General features: G+C 62.7%; 23 protein-coding genes. 14 read left to right on the forward strand and 9 right to left on the reverse strand.

Features of this window, described 5'->3' with window-relative positions; all coding sequences use genetic code 11:
* The first annotated feature begins 36 nt into the window (after positions 1-36).
* From BLV27_RS13080 to egtD, 12 genes are all read left to right on the forward strand, one after another.
* Complete coding sequence (locus tag BLV27_RS13080; protein ID WP_092646695.1) at positions 37-264, forward strand: twin-arginine translocase TatA/TatE family subunit; 228 nt, start codon at positions 37-39, stop codon at positions 262-264.
* Positions 265-287: 23 nt separating this feature from the next.
* Positions 288-752 carry a Sec-independent protein translocase protein TatB gene (tatB, locus tag BLV27_RS13085; protein WP_092646697.1) on the forward strand — a complete coding sequence of 155 codons (465 nt, stop codon included), beginning with the start codon at positions 288-290 and terminating at the stop codon, positions 750-752.
* Positions 749-1,627: a twin-arginine translocase subunit TatC gene (tatC, locus tag BLV27_RS13090; protein WP_092646699.1), complete on the forward strand. Its 879-nt coding sequence runs from the start codon at positions 749-751 to the stop codon at positions 1,625-1,627. Before tatB ends, tatC begins: the two co-directional genes overlap by 4 nt.
* Positions 1,624-2,466, forward strand: a complete 843-nt coding sequence (locus tag BLV27_RS13095) for an ATP-binding protein (RefSeq protein WP_092646701.1) — start codon at positions 1,624-1,626, stop codon at positions 2,464-2,466. The genes tatC and BLV27_RS13095 overlap by 4 nt, the downstream gene beginning before the upstream one ends.
* Before the next feature lie 122 nt (positions 2,467-2,588).
* Complete coding sequence (locus BLV27_RS13100) at positions 2,589-3,779, forward strand: ABC transporter substrate-binding protein (protein WP_092646745.1); 1,191 nt, start codon at positions 2,589-2,591, stop codon at positions 3,777-3,779.
* A gap of 100 nt (positions 3,780-3,879) precedes the next feature.
* Complete coding sequence (locus tag BLV27_RS13105) at positions 3,880-4,671, forward strand: ABC transporter ATP-binding protein (protein ID WP_092646703.1); 792 nt, start codon at positions 3,880-3,882, stop codon at positions 4,669-4,671.
* Complete coding sequence (locus BLV27_RS13110; protein WP_092646704.1) at positions 4,668-5,492, forward strand: ABC transporter ATP-binding protein; 825 nt, start codon at positions 4,668-4,670, stop codon at positions 5,490-5,492. The genes BLV27_RS13105 and BLV27_RS13110 overlap by 4 nt, the downstream gene beginning before the upstream one ends.
* A 3-nt stretch (positions 5,493-5,495) precedes the next feature.
* Entirely contained in the window at positions 5,496-5,660 is a 165-nt protein-coding gene (locus BLV27_RS19390) for a hypothetical protein (protein ID WP_170831454.1), read from the forward strand.
* 1 nt (position 5,661) lies between these two features.
* Positions 5,662-6,672: a branched-chain amino acid ABC transporter permease gene (locus BLV27_RS13115; protein ID WP_092646705.1), complete on the forward strand. Its 1,011-nt coding sequence runs from the start codon at positions 5,662-5,664 to the stop codon at positions 6,670-6,672.
* Positions 6,669-7,970, forward strand: coding sequence for a branched-chain amino acid ABC transporter permease (locus BLV27_RS13120; protein WP_092646707.1), 1,302 nt, complete (start codon positions 6,669-6,671; stop codon positions 7,968-7,970). Before BLV27_RS13115 ends, BLV27_RS13120 begins: the two co-directional genes overlap by 4 nt.
* A gap of 94 nt (positions 7,971-8,064) precedes the next feature.
* Positions 8,065-9,330 carry an ergothioneine biosynthesis protein EgtB gene (egtB, locus tag BLV27_RS13125; RefSeq protein WP_092646709.1) on the forward strand — a complete coding sequence of 422 codons (1,266 nt, stop codon included), beginning with the start codon at positions 8,065-8,067 and terminating at the stop codon, positions 9,328-9,330.
* A complete protein-coding gene (egtD, locus tag BLV27_RS13130; protein WP_092646711.1) occupies positions 9,327-10,262 on the forward strand; it encodes an L-histidine N(alpha)-methyltransferase in 936 nt (311 codons plus the stop codon). The genes egtB and egtD overlap by 4 nt, the downstream gene beginning before the upstream one ends.
* On the opposite strand, the gene BLV27_RS13135 is transcribed toward egtD, so the two are convergent.
* From BLV27_RS13135 to BLV27_RS13160, 6 genes are all read right to left on the reverse strand, one after another.
* Positions 10,259-10,804 (reverse strand): GIY-YIG nuclease family protein, encoded by a 546-nt coding sequence (locus BLV27_RS13135; protein WP_092646713.1) that lies wholly within the window; start codon positions 10,802-10,804, stop codon positions 10,259-10,261. The two genes, egtD and BLV27_RS13135, sit on opposite strands and share 4 nt — an antisense overlap.
* On the reverse strand, positions 10,801-11,955 hold the full coding sequence (locus tag BLV27_RS13140) for a DNA cytosine methyltransferase (protein ID WP_092646715.1): 1,155 nt from the start codon (positions 11,953-11,955) through the stop codon (positions 10,801-10,803). The genes BLV27_RS13135 and BLV27_RS13140 overlap by 4 nt, the downstream gene beginning before the upstream one ends.
* Before the next feature lie 39 nt (positions 11,956-11,994).
* Positions 11,995-13,146 carry a flavodoxin-dependent (E)-4-hydroxy-3-methylbut-2-enyl-diphosphate synthase gene (gene ispG / locus BLV27_RS13145; RefSeq protein ID WP_092646717.1) on the reverse strand — a complete coding sequence of 384 codons (1,152 nt, stop codon included), beginning with the start codon at positions 13,144-13,146 and terminating at the stop codon, positions 11,995-11,997.
* 81 nt (positions 13,147-13,227) lie between these two features.
* Entirely contained in the window at positions 13,228-14,547 is a 1,320-nt protein-coding gene (locus tag BLV27_RS13150; RefSeq protein WP_092646719.1) for a helix-turn-helix domain-containing protein, read from the reverse strand.
* Between the two features lie 137 nt (positions 14,548-14,684).
* On the reverse strand, positions 14,685-15,911 hold the full coding sequence (gene hemA / locus BLV27_RS13155) for a 5-aminolevulinate synthase (protein WP_092646721.1): 1,227 nt from the start codon (positions 15,909-15,911) through the stop codon (positions 14,685-14,687).
* Positions 15,912-16,025: 114 nt separating this feature from the next.
* Positions 16,026-16,577, reverse strand: a complete 552-nt coding sequence (locus BLV27_RS13160) for a hypothetical protein (RefSeq protein ID WP_092646723.1) — start codon at positions 16,575-16,577, stop codon at positions 16,026-16,028.
* Between the two features lie 297 nt (positions 16,578-16,874).
* Here BLV27_RS13160 and BLV27_RS13165 point away from each other — a divergent pair, with 297 nt between their 5' ends.
* Positions 16,875-18,254 (forward strand): M20/M25/M40 family metallo-hydrolase, encoded by a 1,380-nt coding sequence (locus tag BLV27_RS13165; protein WP_092646725.1) that lies wholly within the window; start codon positions 16,875-16,877, stop codon positions 18,252-18,254.
* Positions 18,255-18,368: 114 nt separating this feature from the next.
* Here the strand turns inward: BLV27_RS13165 and BLV27_RS13170 are convergent, their stop codons facing one another.
* The 3 genes from BLV27_RS13170 to purD all read right to left on the reverse strand — a co-directional run bounded on the left by BLV27_RS13170 (position 18,369) and on the right by purD (position 20,580).
* Positions 18,369-18,710, reverse strand: a complete 342-nt coding sequence (locus tag BLV27_RS13170) for a hypothetical protein (protein ID WP_092646727.1) — start codon at positions 18,708-18,710, stop codon at positions 18,369-18,371.
* A 242-nt stretch (positions 18,711-18,952) separates the two neighbouring features.
* A complete protein-coding gene (locus BLV27_RS13175) occupies positions 18,953-19,321 on the reverse strand; it encodes a DoxX family membrane protein (RefSeq protein ID WP_092646729.1) in 369 nt (122 codons plus the stop codon).
* Positions 19,318-20,580: a phosphoribosylamine--glycine ligase gene (purD, locus tag BLV27_RS13180; RefSeq protein WP_092646731.1), complete on the reverse strand. Its 1,263-nt coding sequence runs from the start codon at positions 20,578-20,580 to the stop codon at positions 19,318-19,320. The genes BLV27_RS13175 and purD overlap by 4 nt, the downstream gene beginning before the upstream one ends.
* A 246-nt stretch (positions 20,581-20,826) precedes the next feature.
* Between purD and xseA the strand changes: the two genes are divergently transcribed.
* Complete coding sequence (xseA, locus tag BLV27_RS13185) at positions 20,827-22,389, forward strand: exodeoxyribonuclease VII large subunit (protein ID WP_092646733.1); 1,563 nt, start codon at positions 20,827-20,829, stop codon at positions 22,387-22,389.
* Positions 22,390-22,487 lie beyond the last annotated feature (98 nt).

A 22,487-nucleotide genomic window follows, 5' to 3' on the forward strand; every position in this document is an offset into this window, starting at 1 on the left:
GATTTTGGGCCACCGCGCCCCTGAGGGAGAAAACTCATGCTCAACAACATCGGCCTTCCGGGCCTTCTTCTTATCGCCGTCGTCGTTCTGGTGCTGTTCGGTCGAGGAAAGATATCCAGCCTGATGGGCGAGGTCGGGAAGGGCATCACGTCCTTCAAGAAGGGCGTAGCCGACGGTGCCAAGGATGATGAGGCCGATCCGGCGCTTGCCGATACCTCCGCCGCACGCGACGTCACGCCCGAGGCGGAGAAAGACAAGGTCTGATCTGAGACCGGAGGGCACGGCCCATGTTCGATATCGGTTGGAGCGAACTTCTGCTGATCGGCGTCGTCGCGTTGATCGTGGTGGGTCCAAAGGACTTGCCGCGAATGTTCCGCACGCTTGGTGAATTTACCGGCAAGGCACGGAAGATGGCGCGGGAGTTTCAGAATGCGATGAATGATGCCGCAAAGGAAAGCGGCGTCGGCGATATCGCGGGTGACCTCAAGAAGATGTCAAACCCCAAGGATCTCGGTATGGACGCCATCAAGGATGCGACACGCGATTTGTCGGCGTGGAGCCCTGATGAGGCAGATGGTGCTGCAGCCAAGCCTGACGCTGGCCTGTCCGAAGATCGCGCGGCAGCCAAGGCGAAGATCGAGGCGGCGACGGAGGCCAAGGCCGAGGCTCGCCGTGCCTCCGAGGCGGCCGAACTGGCCGATGAACCAGAGGTCTCCGCGCCTGCCGCCCCCGAGACGGACAAGACCACATGAGCGACATCGACGACAGTTCTGCCCCGCTGATCGAGCATCTGGCGGAGTTGCGGACGCGGCTGATCCGGGCAGTGGCCGCATTTTTGGTCGGCATGATCGTCTGCTTTACCGTGGGTGAGCAGATTCTTGAGTTTCTGCTGCGCCCGATCGAGGCGACGATGCGCGCGTTGGGCGACCCCAATCCGCAGATGATTTACACCGCACCGCAGGAGTATTTCTTCACCTTGATCCGTGTGTCGGTTGTGGGTGGGCTGATGATCTCCTTCCCGGTTATCGCGCACCAGCTTTGGCGTTTCGTGGCCCCCGGCCTCTATAAGAACGAGAAGAACGCGTTCCTGCCGTTCCTGATCGCGTCGCCACTGCTTTTTGCTTTGGGCGCGGCATTCGCGCATTTCGTTGTGGTGCCGCTGGCGATGCAGTTCTTTCTCGGGTTTGCCGACGTCAAACAGGTCATCGCGGGGGCCATTCCGACCGACGTACCAGAGGGTATCGTGATCACCGACCCGGCCGGACCCGCCGTGCGCGAAGGCATCAGCATAACCTTCGCGGGCAAGGTCAACGAGTCCCTGGATATCACGTTGAAAATGATCGTGGCCTTCGGGCTGTGCTTTCAACTTCCGGTTCTGCTGACCCTGATGGGCAAGGCGGGGCTTGTTTCGGCCGAGGGGCTGGGCGGCGTGCGCAAATATGCGGTTGTCGGTATCTTGCTGCTTGCCGCCCTTGTTACGCCGCCGGATGTCATCACGCAGGTGATCCTGTTTGTCGTGGTTTACGGCCTCTACGAGATCTCGATCTGGCTGGTCCGCATGGTCGAGCGTAAGCGAGAGAAGCAGATGCGGGCCGAGGGCCTTCTCGACGAGGATGAGAGCCTTTGACCGACGCGCCCGAAGCCCAAAGCCTTGCCCGGATTGCAGACGCACTCGACCGTCTGGCCCCACCGCCCTTTGCGCCCCCCGCGTGGCAAGCCGGTGCCTATGTCTGGCATACTGCGCCCGACCGGCTGGTCCCCGTGCCCAAACCGAACCGCATCCCGCTGAGCCTGCTGCTGGGTATCGACCGGGCGAGTGATACGCTGTTGGCGAACACACGGCGGTTCGCCGACGGGCTGCCCGCCAACAACGCCTTGCTTTGGGGCGCGCGTGGAATGGGAAAATCCAGTCTTGTCAAGGCGGTACACGGCGAACTTGAAGGTGCCGGTCTCAAGCTGGTCGAGTTGCAGCGTGAAGATATCCAGACCGTCGGCACGCTGCTGGCCGTGCTGCGCGACGCGCCGCATCGGTTCGTTCTGTATTGCGACGACCTCAGCTTCAGCCACGACGACGCGGCCTACAAATCGCTCAAGGCCGTGCTGGACGGCGGGATCGAGGGGCGGCCGGACAACGTCATCTTTTATGCCACGTCGAACCGTCGCCACCTGATGCCGCGCGACATGATCGAAAATGAACGCTCCTCCTCAATCAGTCCGAGCGAAGCGGTCGAGGAAAAGGTCAGCCTATCGGACCGCTTCGGCCTTTGGTTGGGTTTTCATCCCTGCGACCAGGATTCCTATCTTTCGATGATTCGCGGATATTGCGATGCGTTCGGCGTTGCGATTGCCGACGATGACTTGCGGGCGCAGGCCGTCGAATGGCAGGCCACGCGCGGATCGCGGTCGGGACGGGTTGCATGGCAGTTCTTTACCGACCTTGCCGGACGGCAGGGGATTTCTCTGTAAACCGGCCTTCAAACCGCGTTTAAAAGTTCCCTGCCGCGAATTTGGACGCTTTCATCTCCGCTTCACGTTTAATAATCTCCCGTATCAAGGCTCACAAAGAGTCGATCAACCGGGAGACTATGATGAAGAAGTTTTTGCTGGCATCCGCCGCAACCCTTGCCGCTTCGGCTGCCTTTGCCGATGCGCACTCGCCTGTAAAGCTGGGTGTCGTTCTGGGCTTTACCGGCCCGCTGGAAAGCCTCGCCCCGCAGATGGCTGCCGGTGCTGAAATGGCCATGGCGGAAGTAACCGACTCGGGCCTGCTGCTTGACGGTGCCACGGTCGAGCCTGTCCGCGCCGACTCCACCTGCATCGACGCCGCCGCCGCCACCTCCGCGACCGAACGTCTGATCACCGGTGACGGCGTTGCCGGCATCGTTGGGGCCGACTGCTCGGGTGTGACCGGCGCAATGCTGTCGAACGTCGCGGTGCCGAACGGCGTCGTGATGATCTCGCCGTCGGCCACGTCGCCGGGTCTTTCGATCGCCGAAGACAATGGCCTGTTCTTCCGTACCGCCCCGTCGGATGCGCGGCAGGGCGTTATCATGACCGAGATCCTGATGGACAAGGGTATCGAGTCGGTTGCGCTGACTTACACCAACAACGACTACGGCAAGGGCCTGGCGGATGCGTTCCAGACGGCCTTCCAGGAAGCCGGCGGCACCGTTACGATTTCGGCGGCCCACGAAGACGGCAAGGCAGACTATTCGGCCGAAGTCGGCGCGCTGGCCGCGGCCGGTGGGGACCGCCTGGTTGTTGCGGGCTATGTCGACCAAGGCGGATCAGGCGTCGTGCGCGCCTCGATCGACTCGGGCGCGTTCGACACGTTCCACTTCCCTGACGGCATGATTTCGCAGGCCCTCGTTGACAACTTCGGGTCGGAAATCGACGGTTCGACCGGTCAGAATCCGGGCACCGACAGCCCCGGTGCCGCACTGTATCAGGAAATGGCTGCCGCCGCCGATTATGACGGCACCTCGCCGTTCTCGGCCGAAGCCTATGACGCGGCCGCGCTGATCATGCTGGCCATGCAGGCCTCTGGTTCCACCGATCCGTCGGTTTATAAGGACGCCGTCATGGACGTCGCCAACGCCCCCGGCGAGCAGATCCTGCCCGGCGAGTTGGCCAAGGGCCTGCAGATCCTGGCTGACGGCGGCGACATCGACTACGTCGGTGCCTCGGCGGTCGAGCTGATCGGACCGGGTGAATCTGCCGGTAACTACCGTGAAGTCGGTTTTGCCGATGGTGACCTGGTGGTTGAAGGCTACCGCTAAGTCCTGCACGATCCGAAGACAGACGGCCCCGGCATTGCGCCGGGGCCGTTTGTACAAGCAGGACACTGGATAAACCGGGCCTGACGACAGGGGAAAATACATGATCGAGGTCCATGACCTTCATCGCCATTTCGGCGGCTTTCGCGCCGTTGACGGCGCTTCGCTCCAGATCGAACCCAAGACGATCACCGGTCTGATCGGTCCGAACGGCGCGGGAAAAACCACGCTGTTCAACGTGATCGCAGGTGTACTACCACCGACGTCCGGCAGGGTGACAATGGCGGGTGAGGATATCACCGGTCTTCCGCCGCATGAGCTGTTCCATAAGGGGCTGCTGCGGACGTTCCAGATCGCCCACGAGTTCAGCTCGATGACCTGCCGCGAGAACCTGATGATGGTGCCCGGCGCGCAATCGGGCGAGACGCTTTGGAACACGTGGTTCGGTCGCAAGCGGATCGCCAACGAAGAGCGCGCCCTGCGCGCCAAGGCCGACGAGGTGCTGGACTTCCTGACCGTCACCCACTTGGCCGATCAGCGTGCGGGTCAGATATCCGGGGGGCAGAAGAAGCTCTTGGAGCTGGGCCGCACGATGATGGTCGATGCCAAGATCGTCTTCCTCGACGAAGTCGGCGCGGGTGTGAACCGGACCCTTCTCAACACGATCGGCGACGCGATCATCCGCCTGAACAAGGAGCGTAATTACACCTTCGTCGTGATCGAACATGACATGGATTTCATCGGCAAGATCAGCGATCACGTCATATGTATGGCGGAAGGCAAGGTTCTGGCAGAGGGCAGCCTGGCCGAGATCAAGTCGAACGAGCACGTGATCGAAGCCTATCTGGGCACCGGCCTGAAGAACAAGGATCAGCTGGAAGGAACTCCGGCATGAGCAACGCCTATCAAGACAGCCGCGGCAACAAGGACCTGTCGATCACCAACCCCAAGGGGCGGGGTACGATGTCCGCCGGCTCCGCCACGGGCGAGCGGTCGCGCACGCAGGATGCCTTCCTCATCGGCGACAGCATGACCGGCGGGTACGGGCAGGGGCCGGATATTCTGCACGATTGTACTATCGCGGTGAACCCCGGCGAGATCGCCGTGATCGTCGGCCCCAACGGCGCGGGTAAATCGACGGGCATGAAAGCCGTCTTCGGCATGCTGAACCTGCGCAAGGGCGCGGTGCGGCTGGACGGGGAGGATATCACCGCGCTGTCGCCACAAGACCGCGTGGTCAAGGGCATGGGTTTCGTGCCCCAGACGTCCAACATCTTCGGCTCGATGACGGTGGAGGAGAACCTTGAAATGGGGGCCTTCATCCGCCGTGACGACAAGATCCGCGAGACGATGGAGCAGATCTATGAGTTGTTCCCGATTCTGAAAGACAAGCGCCGTCAGGCCGCCGGGGAGCTTTCGGGCGGCCAGCGACAGCAGGTGGCCGTGGGCCGCGCGCTGATGACCAAGCCGAAGGTCCTGATGCTGGACGAGCCGACCGCCGGGGTTTCGCCGATCGTAATGGACGAACTGTTTGATCGCATCATCGAAGTATCTCGCACGGGCATTCCCATCCTGATGGTGGAGCAGAACGCGCGTCAGGCACTAGAGATTGCGGACCGGGGATACGTTCTGGTGCAGGGGCGCAATGCGCACACGGGTACGGGCAAGGAGCTGCTGGCGGACGACGAAGTCCGGCGTAGTTTCCTGGGGGGCTGAGCGATGCAAGGGTTGCAGATATCGGATGCCTCCGGCGGCCATATTTTTGAAACGGAGAAGCCGGATGCGGTTCGGTCGGGCAAGAGCGCCGCGATCACCCGCGCCTCGGTCCATACGGAAGGGGCCGCAATGGTCGACTATACCGGAACACGCCGAGGGGACCAGTAACATGGAACCTCTCAACGCCCTCGTGGCCTTCGCCAACTTCGTTCTCGTCCCCGCCACCGCGTACGGCGCGCAGCTTGCGCTCGGGGCGCTTGGCGTGACGCTGATCTATGGCATCCTGCGCTTTTCCAACTTTGCCCACGGCGACACCATGGCCTTCGGCACGATGGCCGTGATCTTGACGACCTGGGGCCTTCAGGCCGCGGGGATCAGCTTTGGGCCGCTACCTACGGCGCTACTGGCCCTGCCGGTCGGCATCGCGGCCTGTGCGCTGCTGCTGCTGGGCACGGACAAGCTGGTCTACAAGTTCTACCGCGCGAAAAAGGCCGTGCCTGTGACGTTCGTTATCGCGTCGCTGGGCGTGATGTTCGTGATGAACGGCCTCGTCCGATTCATTATCGGCCCCGACGATCAGCTGTTTTCCGACGGAGAACGATTCCTGATCACGGCGCGTGATTTCAAGACGATGAGCGGCCTTGACGAAGGGCTTGCCCTTAAGACGACGCAGGTGATCACCGTTGTCGTCGCGGTCATCGTGGTCGCTGTCCTGTTCTGGTTTCTCAACAAGACGCGTACGGGCAAGTCGATGCGGGCCTATTCCGACAACGAGGATCTAGCGCTGCTCTCGGGCATCAACCCCGAAAGGGTCGTGATCTACACTTGGTTGATGGTGGCCACATTGGCGACGATCGCGGGTACGCTTTACGGTCTGGACAAGTCGTTCAAGCCGTTCACCTACTTCCAGTTGCTGCTGCCTATCTTCGCGGCGGCCATTGTTGGGGGCCTGGGCAGCCCGGTCGGGGCCATCGCGGGCGGCTTTGTCATCGCCTTTGCCGAGGTGACGATCACCTATCCACTCAAGAAAGTCCTGGGGTACCTGATGCCGGAAAGCCTTGAGCCGGACGGCCTCGTGCAGCTTCTGTCGACCGACTACAAATTCGCAGTCAGCTTCGTGATCCTGATCATCGTGCTGCTGTTCAAGCCCACGGGCCTGTTCAAGGGGAAATCGGTATGAGCGATCAAAAAACACGCGCCGTCCTTCTGTTCGGCTTTGTCGGTCTTCTGTTTCTGGGCACTGGGTTCTTCCAATCGTGGAACGTGGCGTTGACGATTTTCAACATGGGCCTGATCTCTGCGATCATGGCCTTGGGTGTGAACATGCAGTGGGGCTACGCTGGCCTGTTCAACGTCGGCATCATGGGCTTCGTGGCGCTTGGCGGTCTGGGTGCCGTTCTTGTTTCGATGCCGCCGAACGTCGAGGCGGCCTCGGCCGGTGGTCTGCGCATCATTATCGGACTGGTGTTCGGGGCGGCGACCGTTGTCGCGTCGATCCTGGCCTATACGCGCCTGAAGAAATTCAGGGGCTGGGTCACCGTGGCTATCCTGTTGGCCGGTTTCTTCATCTTCCGCGCCGTCCTAGATCCGGGGGTCGAGGCGGTTGAAGCCGTGAACCCCGCCAGTGCGGGCAATATCGGGGGCCTTGGCCTGCCGGTTCTGATGGCATGGCCCATCGGGGGGCTGCTTGCGGCGGGCGTCGCTTGGATCATCGGAAAGACGGCCTTGGGCCTGCGGTCCGACTACCTTGCCATTGCAACGCTGGGCATTGCCGAGATCGTGATCGCAGTGATGAAGAACGAGGACTGGATGGCCCGCGGCGTGAAGAACGTTATCGGCCTGCCGCGCCCTGTTCCCTACGAAGTCGACCTTCAGACTGCGCCTTGGTTCACAGATCTGGCGACCAGATTTGGGGCCGATCCGGTGAGTGCTTCGACGGTTTTCGTGAAATTGGCCTACGCCGGTCTCTTCGGGGTGATCCTGCTGGGGTTGATCTGGTTGACCCAGATGGCGCTTGCCTCGCCTTGGGGCCGCATGATGCGTGCGATCCGCGATAACGAAGTTGCGGCGGAAGCGATGGGCAAGGATGTCACTGCGCGACATTTGCAGATATTTGTCCTCGGATCCGCTGTCGTGGGGCTTGCGGGGGCGATGATGACCACGCTTGATGGTCAGCTGACGCCGGGGACCTATCAGCCGCTGCGCTATACCTTCCTGATCTGGGTGATGGTGATCGTGGGCGGCTCGGGCAACAACTGGGGATCGGTCCTCGGCGGGTTCCTGATCTGGTGGCTCTGGGTTCAGGTGGAGCCGATGGGCGCGCTGTTGATGCAGGCGATCACGGCGGGCATGGCCGACGGTACCTGGCTCAAGGGTCACCTCCTCGACTCGGTCGCGCACATGCGTCTTCTGACGATGGGCCTCATCCTGCTGCTGGTTCTGCGCTTTTCGCCCAAGGGGTTGTTGCCGGAAAAATGAGTGGAAGGCCCCATTGATCACAAAACCTTTAAGTGGCGGGCGGAAAAGACTGGGTTAGGCATTTGGTGTAGAGCGATACACCGAAAGCCTTTCCATGATCTATTCCGTCCCGGCCGCCCTTGATTCGAATGATGCGCTTGAACTTTTTGGCCGCACGCGGGAGCGAACGGGCCGGCTGGTCGCACCACTCCGGCCCGAGGATCAGATGCTGCAAAGCATGGAAGATGCATCTCCGGTCAAGTGGCATCTAGCGCATACGACGTGGTTCTTCGAGGAGTTCATTCTGAAGCCTCACGTGTCCGGCTACGTCAGCCCGGACGACCGCTTCGCCTTCCTCTTCAACAGTTATTACACGCAGGCCGGCCCGCGGCATGCGCGCGACAGACGGGGAATGGTCAGCCGTCCCGATTGCGCCGAGGTGGCGGGCTACCGCGCCCATGTCGACGCCGCGATGGAGGAATTGCTGTCGGCCACCGATGACGGGGCAATTGCCGGGCTGGTTGAACTGGGTTGTCATCACGAGATGCAGCATCAGGAGCTTCTGGTGACAGATTTGCTGCACGGGCTGTCCTTCAACCCGTTGTTGCCCACTTATCGCGACCCCGAGCCCCTGCCGGTGACGTCCGAAGTGCCGCTAACGTTCACGCGGCACGATGGCGGGCTGACGCAGGTCGGCCACGATGGCGTGGGCTTCGCCTATGACTGTGAGGGGCCGCGTCACCAGATTTTTGCCCACCCGTTCGAGATCGCCGACCGGCCCGTAACCAACCGCGATTGGATCGCCTTCATGGAGGACGGTGGCTACGACGATGCGCGCCACTGGTTCATGGAGGGTCATGCGGTTGCTGCGCGCGAGGGATGGGAGCATCCGCTTTACTGGTGGGAGCAGGATGGGGTCTGGTGGACCTTCACCCTACGCGGCCCGCAGCCGGTCGCTTTGGACGCGCCGGTTGTGCACGTCAGCTACTACGAGGCGGATGCGTATGCCCGTTGGGCCGGGTCGTGGATGAAGGGTGGCGCGCGCTTGCCGACGGAAGTGGAGCACGAGTTCGCCTTCCGTGATCATCCGATCGAGGGAAATTTCCTGGACAATGAACAGCTCCGCCCGATGCCCGGTTCGGGCGTCTGGGGCGACGTCTGGGAATGGACGTCCTCACCGTTCACGCCATACCCCGGATTTCGCCCGCCCGAAGGTGCGCTTGGGGAATACAACGGCAAATTCATGGTCAACCAGATGGTCCTGCGTGGCGGTTCCTGCGCCACGCCGCGCGAGCAGATGCGGACCACCTATCGCACTTTCTTCTATCCGCATCAGCGCTGGCAGATGATGGGTCTGCGATTGGCAAAGGATATCGCATGAAGGACGTGGCCGAGAATTCCGAGCTTTTGACCGATGCGCTGGCCGGGCTGCGGGCACCGCAGAAAATCCTTTCACCCAAATGGTTCTATGACCGGCGCGGGTCGGAGCTGTTCGAGCGGATCACCGAGTTGCCCGAATACTACCCGACCCGGACAGAAGCCGCGATCCTGCGCGCCAACGCCGACAGGCTGGCCGATTTGGTCCCGCCCGCAGGGGCGTTGGTCGAACTGGGCTCGGGGGCTTCGGTCAAGACGCGAACGCTGCTGTCAGCGGGCGAGCATTTCGGGGCCTATGTCCCCATCGACATCTCGGAGGATTTTCTGCTGGCGACGGCGGAGGATTTGCGCGTCCGGTATCCCGATCTGGCGGTCCATCCGGTCGTCGCCGATTTCACCGGGCCGATCATGTTGCCCAAGGTCGTTGGTGAAACCCCGAAGGTCGGGTTTTTCCCCGGCTCGACCATTGGCAATCTTGATCCCTCGCAAGCCGTCGCCCTGCTGACCCGCGCGCGGGCTTGGCCAGGGGTGGAAGGCTTCATTCTGGGGGCTGACCTCGTAAAACCGGTTTCCGATCTGATCGCTGCCTACGACGATGCCGCGGGGGTTACGGCGGCGTTCAATATCAACGTTCTCAACCGGTTGAATGACGAAACTCATGCTGATTTCGACCTGTCTGCGTTTCGGCATGAGGCCCGCTGGCTGGAAAATCCGGCCCGGATCGAAATGCACCTCGTCTCCACGCGGGCGCAGACGGTCGACCTCGGGGATGCCCGGATTACGTTTGCCGAGGGAGAGAGTATCCATACGGAAAGCTGCCGCAAGTATACTGCGGAAACCCTAGCCGACATGGCGGCGCGTGCGGGGTGGAGCGTTGCCGAAACCCTGACCGACCCGGAGACTCGCTTTGCCGTTGCGATCCTGCGCCCGGTCTAGGTGAGGAACATCTGGTGGTAGCGAACCAGGCGGGAGAAATGCGCATCCAGAGACTTTTTCAGGTGCGGGGCGTTCTTAACCGTCAGGATATAGTCCACTAGAAGTTCGTACTGATTGATCTGCCGCGCAAGGCGACGGTCCGGGGTCAGACGGTCCTGCCGCTCGTCCTCGGGGATGACCTGTATGGTCTGGTTCGGGTCCGGCGGGGGCAGATGATCTGCTCCGTCGGCCAGCGCGGCCCCGTTCATCAAGGGCAGGATAGCGTCAAAATGCGCAAAGACGCGACGTTCCATGTTGGCAATCGCATCGCGGTCCTCCACCTCCCAGGCGTGTACGAAGGCAACTTCCCAGACGTCGATCTGCCGGTTGGCGATCACGTCGGAACGGGCGGAGGTCAGGTGCCGCCGAACGCGGCTGCGAATGCCGTCGACGGATTGGCCGACGTAAATCGGCTGCCCGTCCAGATCACAGAGCGCATAAACCCCTTTCGCATCAGTCAGTTCAGCGACCGCCTTACGGCGAAACCCCTGATCCCCGCTCATAGTGCGGCCCGCGCGTGCTGGCGCGCCAGCACGCGGCGGAACAGCGTCCGGTCCAGATACTGCACGACCGGGACGACCACGCCGTCGCCCGCGACCTTGTAAGCGGCGTTGTAGTTTCCGGGCATGTGATAACTGTCGGGCAGTCCCATCAGGCGCGCGGCCTCCCGCGTGGAGAGCAGACGCGCACGCAGCTTGCCCCCTTCAACCAGCAGCAGCGTCTGCCTGGACGACCCACCGGCGGGCGTTCGCAGGCATCCTGCGACCCCGTCGAATCGGACTTCGGCGCGTTGGCGCACCACGCCATCGGGGCCCGGCCGGCCACGGCGGTAGAGTGTGCCGATCTGCATCCCGCCCGAGGCCTTGGCCACTTGCAGGCGCGAGAGACTTGGAGGGGACATCATCGCTGTCAGGTTGCGCCGGGTTTGCGCGTCAAACCATGGCGTATCGGGGCAGGTGTCGATTATGGCGGCAATACCCTGTGGCGGCATAGCGGGGGCGTCATGGCGCCACCAACGCCAAAGCTTGCGGATATTGACGGGCGCGCGCGAAACAAATTCGGTGATGCGACGCGTGTGATAGGGACCGGCCGGACCCGAAGCCGACAAATCGTCCACGTCCAGATCGGCCCGAACACAGACGACGAAGAGCCGTGGGCGGCTTTGCGGCACGAAATCCCGCGCATCGATTTCCAGGCCGCCGACGTGATATCCCAGTTCGGCCAGCGCGGTGATGACCGCAGTGAAATCGCGACCGCCGTTGCGTGTGACCAGCCCCATGACGTTCTCGAAGGCGATCAATGCCGGGGCGTGGCCCTGACTGATGGCGCTTTGAATCTTTTGCACCCAAGTCAGAAACACGCCGCTGCGAAGGCCCCCGAGGCCGTTGCCGTTGCCCGCAAGGCTGAAGTCCTGGCAGGGGGAGGAGGCCCAGTAGAGATCAATGGGTTGGCGCAAGATAGACCCGTCCAGATTTGCGACATCGCCGAAAATCAGGCCGTCGGTGCCCCAGTTCTCGCCGTAGACCGTGCATTTCATCGCATCGATGTCGTTGGCGAACGCGCAGTCCCAACTGTCGTCAAGCGCCGCGCGCACCATGCCGCCGCCCGCGAAGAACTCGGCATATCTTGGGGTCGGATCGGTGTCGCGGGGCATATCTTTGGATAGGTCGGCGGGCCGCGCCTGTCGACCCGGCTATTCCGCCGCTGCGGACTTTGCTGCCTCGTTTGCGGCGTCCTCGGCTTCGATTTGGGCGGCGCGTCGTTCGACCTGTTCGACGATATGCTCGACCATCTGGTCGTTGGACAACTTATGGCTCTGCTTGCCCGCCAAGTAGACCATGCCCGAGCCGTTGCCGCCGCCCGTAAACCCGACGTCCGTCATCAGCGCCTCACCCGGGCCGTTCACGACGCAGCCAATAATGCTGAGCGACATGGGTGTCTTGATATGTTCCAGACGGGATTCCAGTTTTTCGACTGTCTTGATCACGTCGAAGCCTTGTCGCGCGCAACTGGGGCAACTGATTATGTTCACGCCGCGATGGCGCAATCCGAGCGATTTTAGAATTTCGTAGCCGACTTTCACCTCTTCGACCGGATCGGCGGAAAGGCTGACGCGGATCGTGTCGCCGATCCCCATCCACAAGAGGTTGCCAAGGCCGATGGCCGATTTGATCGTGCCCGACGTTAGCCCGCCCGCCTCGGTGATGCCAAGATGGATCGGCGCGTCGGTCGCGTCGGCGAGGCCTTGATAGGCGGCGGCGGCCATGAAAACGTCGGATGCCTTGCAGCTGATCTTGAACTCGTGGAAATCGTTGTCTTGCAGGATGCGGATGTGGTCGATGCCGCTTTCGATCATCGCTTGGGGGCAGGGCTCCCCGTATTTATCAAGAAGGTGCTTTTCGAGGGAGCCAGCGTTCACGCCGATCCGTATGGAACAGTCGTGGTCGCGCGCAGCTTGGATCACGTCGCGCACGCGCTCTGCGGAGCCGATGTTGCCCGGGTTGATCCGCAGGCAGGCGGCCCCGGCCTCGGCGGCCTCGATCCCGCGTTTGTAGTGGAAGTGGATGTCGGCGACGATCGGTACCGGGCTTTCCGCGACAATCTGTTTCAGCGCCTTGGAAGATGCCTCGTCCGGGACCGAGACGCGGACGATATCGGCTCCGGCGTCTGCGGCGGCCTGCACTTGCGCGATAGTCCCGGCCACGTCGGTGGTCAGGGTATTCGTCATCGTCTGGACAGTGATCGGCGACTCCCCGCCGACGGGCACGTTTCCAACCATGATCTGGCGGGATTTGCGGCGGTCGATCTGACGCCAGGGACGGATGGAATGGAGGGAGTCGTGCATCGCGCGGACCTCGGATTACCGGTTTGTCCAACAGCTAATGGCGGGGGGCAGGAGGCGCAACCGGACGCCCCCCGAAAGACGTCACTCGACCGGCGGTGGCGTATCTGTCGCGGGCAGCGACATTTCGGCCACGACACGGGCAAGGTCGGTATCTTCCTCTAGGTTTGCGACCGTAAAGTTCTCGACGACATCACTGGCCGTGATCGTCGTATTGGCAACCTGTGGGCCGGGGGCCACGGGGCCATAAGTCTGTCCGGCTACGGACATGTAGATCGCGCCCGAATTGCCGGTGCGCAGGGTCGCAGGTGCCTCGGCGACGGGCACTTCGTAAGTCTCGCCCGGCTCCAGAACCTTTTCGAAGAGCGTGTCGCCTTCGGCATTCCGCACGCGGACCCAAGCGGAACGTACGGCTACGAGTACAACGGCGTCGGGTGCCGCAGCCAGAACACGTGGCGTTTCCAGGGTCGCGGCGGCGATCTCGTCGTCAAGTACGTCAGTGCCCATGGCCTCAGCAAGCGCATTGCTGACCGAGGCGGTGATCGCACCCGGCGTCGCGTCCGGACCGGGCAGGCCCGACGGCTCCGCCGAAGCGAGTGCCCCGAAGCTGCCGGGCGTGAGGGTGGAGATCGGAGCATCGCGAGCCGTCAAGATAGGCGCATCCAGCGCCTGCGGTCGGTACAACCGGGCCAGCGCATCCTGCGAAGGTGCGGATATGCCGGTATCGTCAGGAGCCGACATTTGCTGTTCAGTGGGGGTCAGCGGATCGAGTTCGGCCACCAGCTCGGGGGCTTGCTCGACGGGTGCGATCTGCACCCGCTGAATTTCCTGCACGACGGTCCAGCCGCCGTAGCCCAGACCTGCGATCAGCGCGGCGAGAACGGCTAGGGACCCGAGGGCACCCGGCTCGAACCCGGCGAACACAGGGGTTGCCTTGTTGGCAAATGGGTTGCCCGCGCCAAGGATGGGATCGACCGGAATGTTGGCCTTTGCGGCCTTCTTGCCGCCGAGGCTTTTGGAGTTCGATTTCGATACCGGTTTGTCGAACATCGCCTGGCGACGCGAAACTTCGGATTCCATCGGCTTGAGCGCCTGGAAACCGCCGAACCCGGACTCTTCGCAGAAGCGAGCAAAGACGATCTCGGGGTCCATGTCGAGGTAACGAGCGTAACTGCGCACGTATCCGGCCACGAATGAAAGGGAGTCAAAGGCTGAAAGATCGGCGTTTTCGATCGCTGCGATGTAACTGGCCTTAATGCGCAATTCTCGCTGCACATCCATGAGCGATTTGCCCTGCGTGGCGCGTTCGCCCCGCATTTCGTCGCCCAAATGCATTTCGTAACTGTCGTAGCCCCGCGCCGGATGCTCGACTTGCGATAGAAATTTAGACTTCCGGCCAAACATGATGGGCCTGCCCCGTAATTGTGGACGCGCCTCATTCTTGTGCGCGTTTCCGACTGCGATTTTGGAGAGCGACTCCCCTCGCTTTCCTACTGCTTGCCTTAGCGTAGCAGTAAATCAGTCACAATGCGAGAGAATGCTTAACCGGCGGCCTGGGCGCGATTCAGCGCACAATGCGACCAAAGGTCATCCATGGCATGCACAAGTGCATCGATCATGGGCGGTGTGTGAACGGGCGAGGGGGTAAATCGCAGCCGTTCCGTCCCGCGCGGGACCGTCGGAAAGTTGATCGGTTGGCAATATACGCCGTGGTCCGATAGCAGCCGATCCGAGATCATCTTGCACTTCACCGGGTCGCCCACGTGGACGGGTACGATGTGGCTGCCATGATCGATGATGGGCAGGCCAAGGCCGCGCAGGCGCAGTTTCAGAACCGCGGCGCGATCCTGATGCAGGTCGCGCAGGGCCTGGTCGGTCTTGAGGTGGCGCACGGAGGCGGCAGCCCCCGCGGCGATCGACGGCGTCAGCGACGTCGTGAAGATGAACCCCGGCGCGTAGGAGCGGACCGCGTCGCACATCTTGGCCGAGGCCGCGATATAGCCGCCCATCACCCCATAGGCCTTGGCCAGGGTACCATTGATGATGTCAATCCGGTGCATCAGCCCATCCCGCTCGGCCACGCCGGCCCCACGGGGGCCGTACATGCCGACAGCATGCACTTCGTCGATATAGGTTAGTGCGCCGAATTCGTCGGCCAGGTCGCAGATTTCCGCGATCGGCCCGAAATCACCATCCATTGAGTAGATCGACTCGAAGGCAATGACCTTCGGCGCATCTGGGTCATCGGCGGCCAGCAGTTCGCGCAGGTGGGCCACGTCGTTGTGGCGGAAAACGCGCTTGGCCCCGCCGTTGCGGCGCACTCCCTCGATCATGGAAGCGTGGTTCAGGGCGTCGGAATAGATTATCAGGCCCGGAAACAGCTTGGGCAGGGTGCTGAGAGTGGCATCGTTGGCGATGTACGCCGAGGTGAAGACCAGCGCGGCTTCCTTGGCGTGCAGGTCGGCCAGTTCGGCCTCCAGGGCTTTGTGGTACACCGTGGTGCCAGAAATGTTGCGCGTTCCGCCCGAACCGGCCCCGGTGGCGTCAAGCGCTTCGTGCATCGCGGACAGCACGAGCGGATGCTGCCCCATACCTAGGTAGTCGTTGCCGCACCAGACAGTTATCTCCTGCTCGGAGCCATCATCGCGGGTCCATACGGCGTGCGGGAACTGGCCCCGGCGGCGTTCGATATCGATAAATGTCCGGTAGCGGCCTTCGTCGTGGAGTGCCTGAAGTGCCTTGTCCAATCCGGCCGCGTAATCCGTCATCGTATCTCTTTCCTTCAGGCCGCCGGACGACGGTGAAAAATGAGTCCACCCCGGCTGTCTGGGGGACTTAGTCCTCGAACTGGGATAAATCCAGAATACAGATTGTCGCAAATGTCAGCGGCTCACAGCGACAACACAATCACGTGCGCCGCGCGCGGCGCACGTGGCCAATGCGGCAGATCCGCCGTCGCCCAGTGCCCAGGCCCCGGTCTCTTCACTGATCGCGAGGGTGGCGTTCGGGCCCGCCCGGCGGAAATCACGTCCGTCCACCGCCCGCGAAGCATCCTGGTTCAAGGTGAGGGACCGCCCGGGCCGATACCCGCGCGGCACTATGTCAGCCACGATGACGCACCCCCTGCCGCAGGTGCGCAGCGCCGCCGCGCGGGCAGCCTCGACAGAATGAAAGTTGAATGCCCCCTGCGTGCGCTCCGATTGCAGGCCAGAGGGTGGGTGCGCGGCCATGGCCCCGTAGTATTTCAGCTGCGCAACCTTGGGGAGCGCCTGCAAGGTCGCGAAGTCGGCCTCCGTCAGAAAATCATGCGCCGTCGCCACAACCTGTGCGCCGCGTGTGTCGAACAGTTCACGCTTTGCCGTCGCCTGATCTGGAACGGTCTGTGCGGTCGCGGGAAGGGACAGAGCAAGAAGGGTAAACAGGGCGCGCAACATCGGAAACTCCGTATTCTTTCAATCTGTCTAAAGCGCGAGCTCCGATTTGCCCAGACGTGCCACTTCATTCGGGGCTGTGCTTCCTTGTCCACGATCAGCGTCGCGCGGTTGGCGTACCATTCGTCCTGACGAATGCCGGATTTCGAAGTGGGTGGACGGCCCGGAAGTATGTGGAAGGGGTAGTTGCCCACATAAGAGCTTACAATGCCCCGCGCCGTGTTTCGTACTAAGCATCCGCACGGCTGGACACCCTCCGCGTCCGGGCGCACCCTGTGACAAATCCTTCCGGAGGCCCCAATGAGCGATCCCACTCCCGCCATTCTCGACCGTATCGACGCCGATCAGTCACGCGCCCTTGATCGCTTGATGGAATTGCTGCGCATCCCTTCGATTTCCACCGATCCGGCCCATGCCGACGACTGCGATACCGCCGCCGACTGGTTGGTGGCCGAGCTGTCGCATGTAGGCTTCGACGCGTCCAAACGGGCGACGTCCGGCCACCCGATGGTCGTCGCCCATGGGGGCAAGGGGGACCGGCACGTGCTGTTCTACGGTCATTACGACGTCCAACCGGTGGATCCGCTGTCGCAGTGGGACCACAACCCCTTCGACCCCAGAATCGACCAGACGCCGCGCGGCCCTGTGATCCGGGCGCGGGGCGCATCGGACGACAAGGGGCAACTTATGACCTTCGTGGAGGCGTGCCGGCACTGGAAGGCGGAGACGGGTGATCTGCCCTGCCGCGTCACCATCCTGTTCGAGGGGGAGGAGGAATGCGGCTCTCCTTCGCTGGTTCCCTTTCTTGAAACCAACAAGGAAGAACTGACCGCCGAAATCGCGCTGATCTGTGACAGCGGTTTGTACGACGACAGGGTCCCCGCGATCATAACAACGTTGCGCGGCCTGCTGGGCGAGGAATTGACGATCAAGGGCCCTGATCGTGACCTGCATTCGGGCATCTATGGCGGCCCCGCGATCAACCCGGCCCGCGTCTTGACCCGCATCCTCGGCCGGTTGCACGACGAACAGGGGCGCGTGACCGTGCCCGGGTTCTATGACGGGGTGGGGGAGCCTCCGTCGCAGGTCAAGGAAGGTTGGAAACAACTGAACTTCTCGACCGAAGCCTTTTTGGGCGAAGTCGGATTGTCCCACCCTGCAGGCGAAGTCGGCCGCAGCGGGTTGGAAATGCTTTGGTCGCGGCCCACAGCGGAAATCAACGGTCTGAGTTCGGGTTACACCGGCGACGGTTTCAAGACGGTTCTGCCCTCAAAGGCCACCGCGAAAGTAAGTTTCCGTTTGGTGGGAGGGCAGGATCCGCAGCGCCTGCGCACCGCGTTCCGCGATTGGGTCATCGGACAGCTGCCTCCCGATTGCCACGTCTCGTTCCAGGATCACGGGGCGGCCCCGGCCTCGGCAATGCAGATAAGCAATCCGATCTTCTCCGCAACTCAGTTGGCCCTTACCGAAGAGTGGGGAACCGAAGCGGCATATGTGGGTGGGGGCGGGTCGATCCCGATCGCGGGATATTTTCAGAGCATTCTGGGCATGGAGTGCGTGCTGACCGGATTTGCCAAAGACGACGACGCAATCCATTCACCGAATGAGAAGTACGACGTCGAGAATTTCCACAAGGGCGTGCGCAGTTGGGCGCGTATTTTGGGGCGTATCGCGGCGTAACGTAAAAAAGACGGCCCCAGACCGGTTTGAACCGAAATCGGGGGCCAAAAGGGTCAGAGTCATGTGCGATGACGCGTCCCATTCGGGGCGCGTCAAGGCTGTCACGTCAGACGATCACTCGTCTTGGGCGCTGGCCGCGTTGATGGCCGCGAAGATTGCTGCACCGTTCGAGGGCGTGCCGCTGTAGAGCGTTGCACCGTTCAGGCCGCGGATACCGTCTTGGGTGTCGGCGTCGGCGTTGAAGATGCTGTAAGCTTCCAAGTTTTGACCCGAGCGAGTGGAGACCGATACGCCGGCGTCCTGCTTGAGAACGTTAGTGCCGTTCACGCTGTCTGCGCTTTGATTGAAGTGCGAGATGGCTGCGGCGGAACCGGCGGCGACATCGGCGGTGGCAGGCACGGCAGCGCCAAGGGCGATCAGGGCGGTAGCGGCGATGTTCTTGATGGTGAAGGTCATTTTGTTGGTCCTTTGGTGTGCGGCCCAAGTCGTTGCGGCGGGCCTTCATGATTGCGTGGGGCGCTCTCTGCGTCCCGGCTGTGGAGTTGATATGGACCTAAATATACCTGTCCTCAATGAACGAAAGCGTGATTATTTTGACATATGAGTGCGTATATGCACATATTGGGCCAGCTTCCGCACGGCCCTCACAGGATGTGATTGAGGATTCACGCAGGCGTGAGAATTCGGGTGAAACTGTTTCAGGAGCCTGATTTAAAGGCGGCATTCGCCGCAACGGCCAAAGCCAGGCACCCACCTGCGATGGCCCAGTTCTTGACGAAGATCGACATTTGCCAAGGGTCGTCTGGAATCAGGTGGAAGATGCTGGTCACCGCGCAATAGGCGGCCAGTGACAGGGCCACCGGGGCGACGCGCCAGCCTGCGAACAGCGCCAGCGCGGCACCAGCATTATAAAGGAGTGCTGGCCAGATCAGAAATCCGGGCAGGCCGAACCCCTGCAATAGCGCCGCCGCCGGATCCGGGTCGAGCGCCTTCTGTACCGCGCCCGCTGCGAACAGCAGGCCGATCAGGACGCGCGCGCCGATCAGGGCGGGGCGCTGCCAAGTCATGCGTCCAATGCGCGCCAGCCGATGTCGCGGCGGCAGAACCCGTCGTTCCAAATGATCGCATCGACCATTGCATAGGCCCGTTCGCGCGCCTCGCCCAGGTCATCGCCCCGCGCGGTCACGCCCAACACGCGCCCACCATTGGCGACCAGATGCCCGTCCCGCATGGCGGTACCGGCGTGGAACACCATGTTTCGGCTGTCGCGGGGGAGGGCGTCGAGCCCGTCGATCCCGGTGCCCTTGGCGTACGCACCGGGATATCCCGTGGCCGCCATAACAACGCAAAGCGCATGGTCGTTGGCCCAGTGCACCACCGCCTCGTGCAGCCGGCCTTCTGCGCAGGCCAGCATCAGGTCCAGCACCTGACCGCCCAGGCGCATCATAAGGCACTGGCACTCCGGATCGCCAAAGCGGACATTGTATTCCACCAGCGACGGCACGCCGTCCTCGATCATCAGACCAACGAACAGCACGCCGCGCATGGGTGTGCCGCGCCGGGCCATTTCGGTCATGGTGGGGCGGACGATCTGTTCCAATGCGCGGCGCTCCACCTCGGCTGTCATCACCGGCGCGGGGGAATAGGCCCCCATGCCGCCGGTGTTCGGCCCGGTGTCACCCTCGCCGACGCGTTTGTGATCCTGCGCCGTGCCGATGGGCAGCACGTCCTCGCCATCAACCAGGCAGAAGAACGATGCTTCTTCGCCCCGCAGGAAATCCTCGATCACGACTTCCGCCTTGCCATGCAGTCCGGTGAAGATGTCGGTCAGCGCTCCCTCGGCCTCGGGAGTCGTGGTGGCGACGGTAACGCCCTTGCCGGCGGCCAGGCCATCGGCCTTGATAACGATCGGCAGGGGGCGCTCGGCCAGATAGGCGCGTGCCGCCTCATGGTCGTCGAACCGTCCGTAGTCGGCTGTCGGGGCCCCAACGGCGTCGCATATTTCCTTGGTGAATGCCTTGGACGCCTCCAGTCGCGCGGCTGCGGCGGACGGTCCGAAAACGCTGATCCCGCTGGCGATCAACGCATCCGAAACGCCAGCCGCAAGGGGGGCTTCGGGTCCGATGATGACGAAGTCGATGCTCTCCTCGTCGACGAAGGCGGTCACGGCAGCCCCGTCCAGAATGTCGAGCGCGGCACATTCCGCGATATCGGCAATGCCCGCATTGCCCGGGGCCACGATCAGCCGGTCGCATTTCGGGTTCTGTTGCACCGCCCAGGCCAATGCGTGTTCGCGTCCGCCGGAGCCCAGGATCAGGATATTCATCGTGCATTCCTATTTCTGCCGCAGGGGCGGTTTAGGGTCGCACGCGGATGAGAACAAGCCGGGTGCGCATGCCGCTGTCCAATACGGTATCGCCGGACGCGTCTACACCGGGCGGAAGGGCTGCTCTTGTCCGGCGTGGAGTGGGCGCATGACCACTTCGATCGGATCCACGACTGCGGGACCTGTCGTGCCGACCGCTACGGCAAGTGACTGGTGGCCCGTGGGCCGGAACGCTAGAACCGCCCTATGAATGATCTGATCGATGACCCCGCAGAGCCGCGCCGGAACGAAGCCGAATATACGGTTTCGGAAATCTCGAATGCGGTGAAGCGCACGCTGGAAGACAGTTTCGGCCGCATCCGCGTCAAAGGCGAGATCGGACGGATTTTCCGCGCCCGGTCGGGACACCTGTATTATGACGTCAAGGACGACCGGAACGTCTTGGCATGCACGACGTGGAAGGGGCAGATCGCCCAGCTCTCCGTCGCGCCCGAGGAAGGTATGGAGGTCATCGTCACCGGCAAGCTTTCCGGCTTCGGGGCGCAGTCGAAATACAACCTGAACGTCGATGCGATGGAGGTGGCCGGGGCCGGTGCCCTGATGGCGATGCTCGAAAAGCGCCGTGCGGCCCTGGCGGCGGAGGGGCTGTTCGAGCCGTCGCGCAAGAAGGCGCTGCCGTTCCTGCCGCTGGTGATCGGTGTCGTCACATCGCCGCAGGGCGCGGTGATCCGCGACATCCTGCATCGGTTGCGCGACCGTTTCCCCTCTAAGGTACTGATCTGGCCGGTCGCGGTGCAAGGCAAAGCCTGCGCCCCCGAAGTGGCCAACGCGATCCGGGGGTTCAACGCGATGACACCGGGCGGAGCGCTGCCGCGCCCGGACCTGTTGATCGTCGCGCGGGGCGGTGGATCGATCGAGGATCTGTGGGGCTTCAACGAGGAAGTCGTCGTGCGTGCTGCCGCCGATAGCGAAATTCCCCTAATCTCCGCTGTCGGTCACGAAACGGACACTACGCTTATCGATCACGCATCCGACCGGCGCGCGCCTACACCCACTGCCGCCGCCGAAATAGCGGTGCCCGTGCGGCTGGACCTGATGGCGCATGTGGAGCAGCTTGGCGCGCGGCAGATACGGGCGGCAAGAGCATTGGTCGCCGGAAAGGGTCAGCGTTTGGCCGACCTGTCGCGCGGATTGCCGCGCGCGGATGCCGTTCTGGCCGGACCGCGCCAGCGATTGGACCTAGCCGCCGACCGTTTGCCCGCCGCCCTCCGCGCACGGACTGCGCAGGCTCGGGTTCAGCTTTCGCGACTAGAGGGTCGCGTCACACCAACAGCCCTGTCCAACCGGCTGGCGGACCAACGACGGCGTCTGGATCAGGCAACTGGCCGCCTGACGCCTGCGTTGCAGAAGAAAATGGTGGAGCGGAACCGGGACCTGACCCGCTCCGCTGCGCGTCTGCGGGTGGAGCCGATAGTGCGTGTAGCATCGCGCAACCGGACCGATCTGGATCGTAGTTTCGACCGGATGCTTCGATCCGCGACCGACCGACACCTGACCGCGCGCAACCGCGTTGCCGCGCTGGACCGCATTCTGCAATCACTCAGTCATGAGCGGACATTGGACCGGGGCTTTGTGCTGGTCCGCGATGATGTGGGCGCGATACTCGATCATGCAGGGGCCAAGGCCGCGGGGCGTGTGATTCTTGAATTCGCGGGCAAGAAGACGCTTGACGCGGTGACCGACGGGACCGCGCCGCGCCCGCGGAAGGGCTCAAAGACCCCGCCGCCTCAACAGGGCGATCTGTTCTGACTCCCCTGAACGGCAAACGCCCCCGCCGGGGAGGACGGGGGCGTAGCGGCGACGCGCCGGGGCAGTCAGGGGGGAGAGACTTTGGCGCGTCGTGTCGG

Origin of the sequence: Jannaschia faecimaris, assembly GCF_900107415.1 — a bacterium.
In the GTDB taxonomy this organism is placed as follows: domain Bacteria; phylum Pseudomonadota; class Alphaproteobacteria; order Rhodobacterales; family Rhodobacteraceae; genus Jannaschia; species Jannaschia faecimaris.

Excerpts from the sequence above, each read along its gene's own strand:
- hemA (WP_092646721.1), bottom strand. The coding sequence starts at position 15,911 with ATGACGGATTACGCGGCCGGATTGGACAAGGCACTTCAGGCACTCCAC.
- BLV27_RS13165 (WP_092646725.1), top strand. The coding sequence starts at position 16,875 with ATGAGCGATCCCACTCCCGCCATTCTCGACCGTATCGACGCCGATCAG.
- purD (WP_092646731.1), bottom strand. The coding sequence starts at position 20,580 with ATGAATATCCTGATCCTGGGCTCCGGCGGACGCGAACACGCATTGGCC.
- BLV27_RS19390 (WP_170831454.1), top strand. The coding sequence starts at position 5,496 with ATGCAAGGGTTGCAGATATCGGATGCCTCCGGCGGCCATATTTTTGAA.
- BLV27_RS13110 (WP_092646704.1), top strand. The coding sequence starts at position 4,668 with ATGAGCAACGCCTATCAAGACAGCCGCGGCAACAAGGACCTGTCGATC.
- egtB (WP_092646709.1), top strand. The coding sequence starts at position 8,065 with ATGATCTATTCCGTCCCGGCCGCCCTTGATTCGAATGATGCGCTTGAA.
- BLV27_RS13150 (WP_092646719.1), bottom strand. The coding sequence starts at position 14,547 with ATGTTTGGCCGGAAGTCTAAATTTCTATCGCAAGTCGAGCATCCGGCG.
- BLV27_RS13080 (WP_092646695.1), top strand. The coding sequence starts at position 37 with ATGCTCAACAACATCGGCCTTCCGGGCCTTCTTCTTATCGCCGTCGTC.
- egtD (WP_092646711.1), top strand. The coding sequence starts at position 9,327 with ATGAAGGACGTGGCCGAGAATTCCGAGCTTTTGACCGATGCGCTGGCC.
- tatC (WP_092646699.1), top strand. The coding sequence starts at position 749 with ATGAGCGACATCGACGACAGTTCTGCCCCGCTGATCGAGCATCTGGCG.
- xseA (WP_092646733.1), top strand. The coding sequence starts at position 20,827 with ATGAATGATCTGATCGATGACCCCGCAGAGCCGCGCCGGAACGAAGCC.
- BLV27_RS13105 (WP_092646703.1), top strand. The coding sequence starts at position 3,880 with ATGATCGAGGTCCATGACCTTCATCGCCATTTCGGCGGCTTTCGCGCC.
- BLV27_RS13175 (WP_092646729.1), bottom strand. The coding sequence starts at position 19,321 with ATGACTTGGCAGCGCCCCGCCCTGATCGGCGCGCGCGTCCTGATCGGC.
- BLV27_RS13135 (WP_092646713.1), bottom strand. The coding sequence starts at position 10,804 with ATGAGCGGGGATCAGGGGTTTCGCCGTAAGGCGGTCGCTGAACTGACT.
- BLV27_RS13120 (WP_092646707.1), top strand. The coding sequence starts at position 6,669 with ATGAGCGATCAAAAAACACGCGCCGTCCTTCTGTTCGGCTTTGTCGGT.
- BLV27_RS13160 (WP_092646723.1), bottom strand. The coding sequence starts at position 16,577 with ATGTTGCGCGCCCTGTTTACCCTTCTTGCTCTGTCCCTTCCCGCGACC.
- ispG (WP_092646717.1), bottom strand. The coding sequence starts at position 13,146 with ATGCACGACTCCCTCCATTCCATCCGTCCCTGGCGTCAGATCGACCGC.
- tatB (WP_092646697.1), top strand. The coding sequence starts at position 288 with ATGTTCGATATCGGTTGGAGCGAACTTCTGCTGATCGGCGTCGTCGCG.
- BLV27_RS13100 (WP_092646745.1), top strand. The coding sequence starts at position 2,589 with ATGAAGAAGTTTTTGCTGGCATCCGCCGCAACCCTTGCCGCTTCGGCT.
- BLV27_RS13140 (WP_092646715.1), bottom strand. The coding sequence starts at position 11,955 with ATGCCCCGCGACACCGATCCGACCCCAAGATATGCCGAGTTCTTCGCG.
- BLV27_RS13170 (WP_092646727.1), bottom strand. The coding sequence starts at position 18,710 with ATGACCTTCACCATCAAGAACATCGCCGCTACCGCCCTGATCGCCCTT.
- BLV27_RS13115 (WP_092646705.1), top strand. The coding sequence starts at position 5,662 with ATGGAACCTCTCAACGCCCTCGTGGCCTTCGCCAACTTCGTTCTCGTC.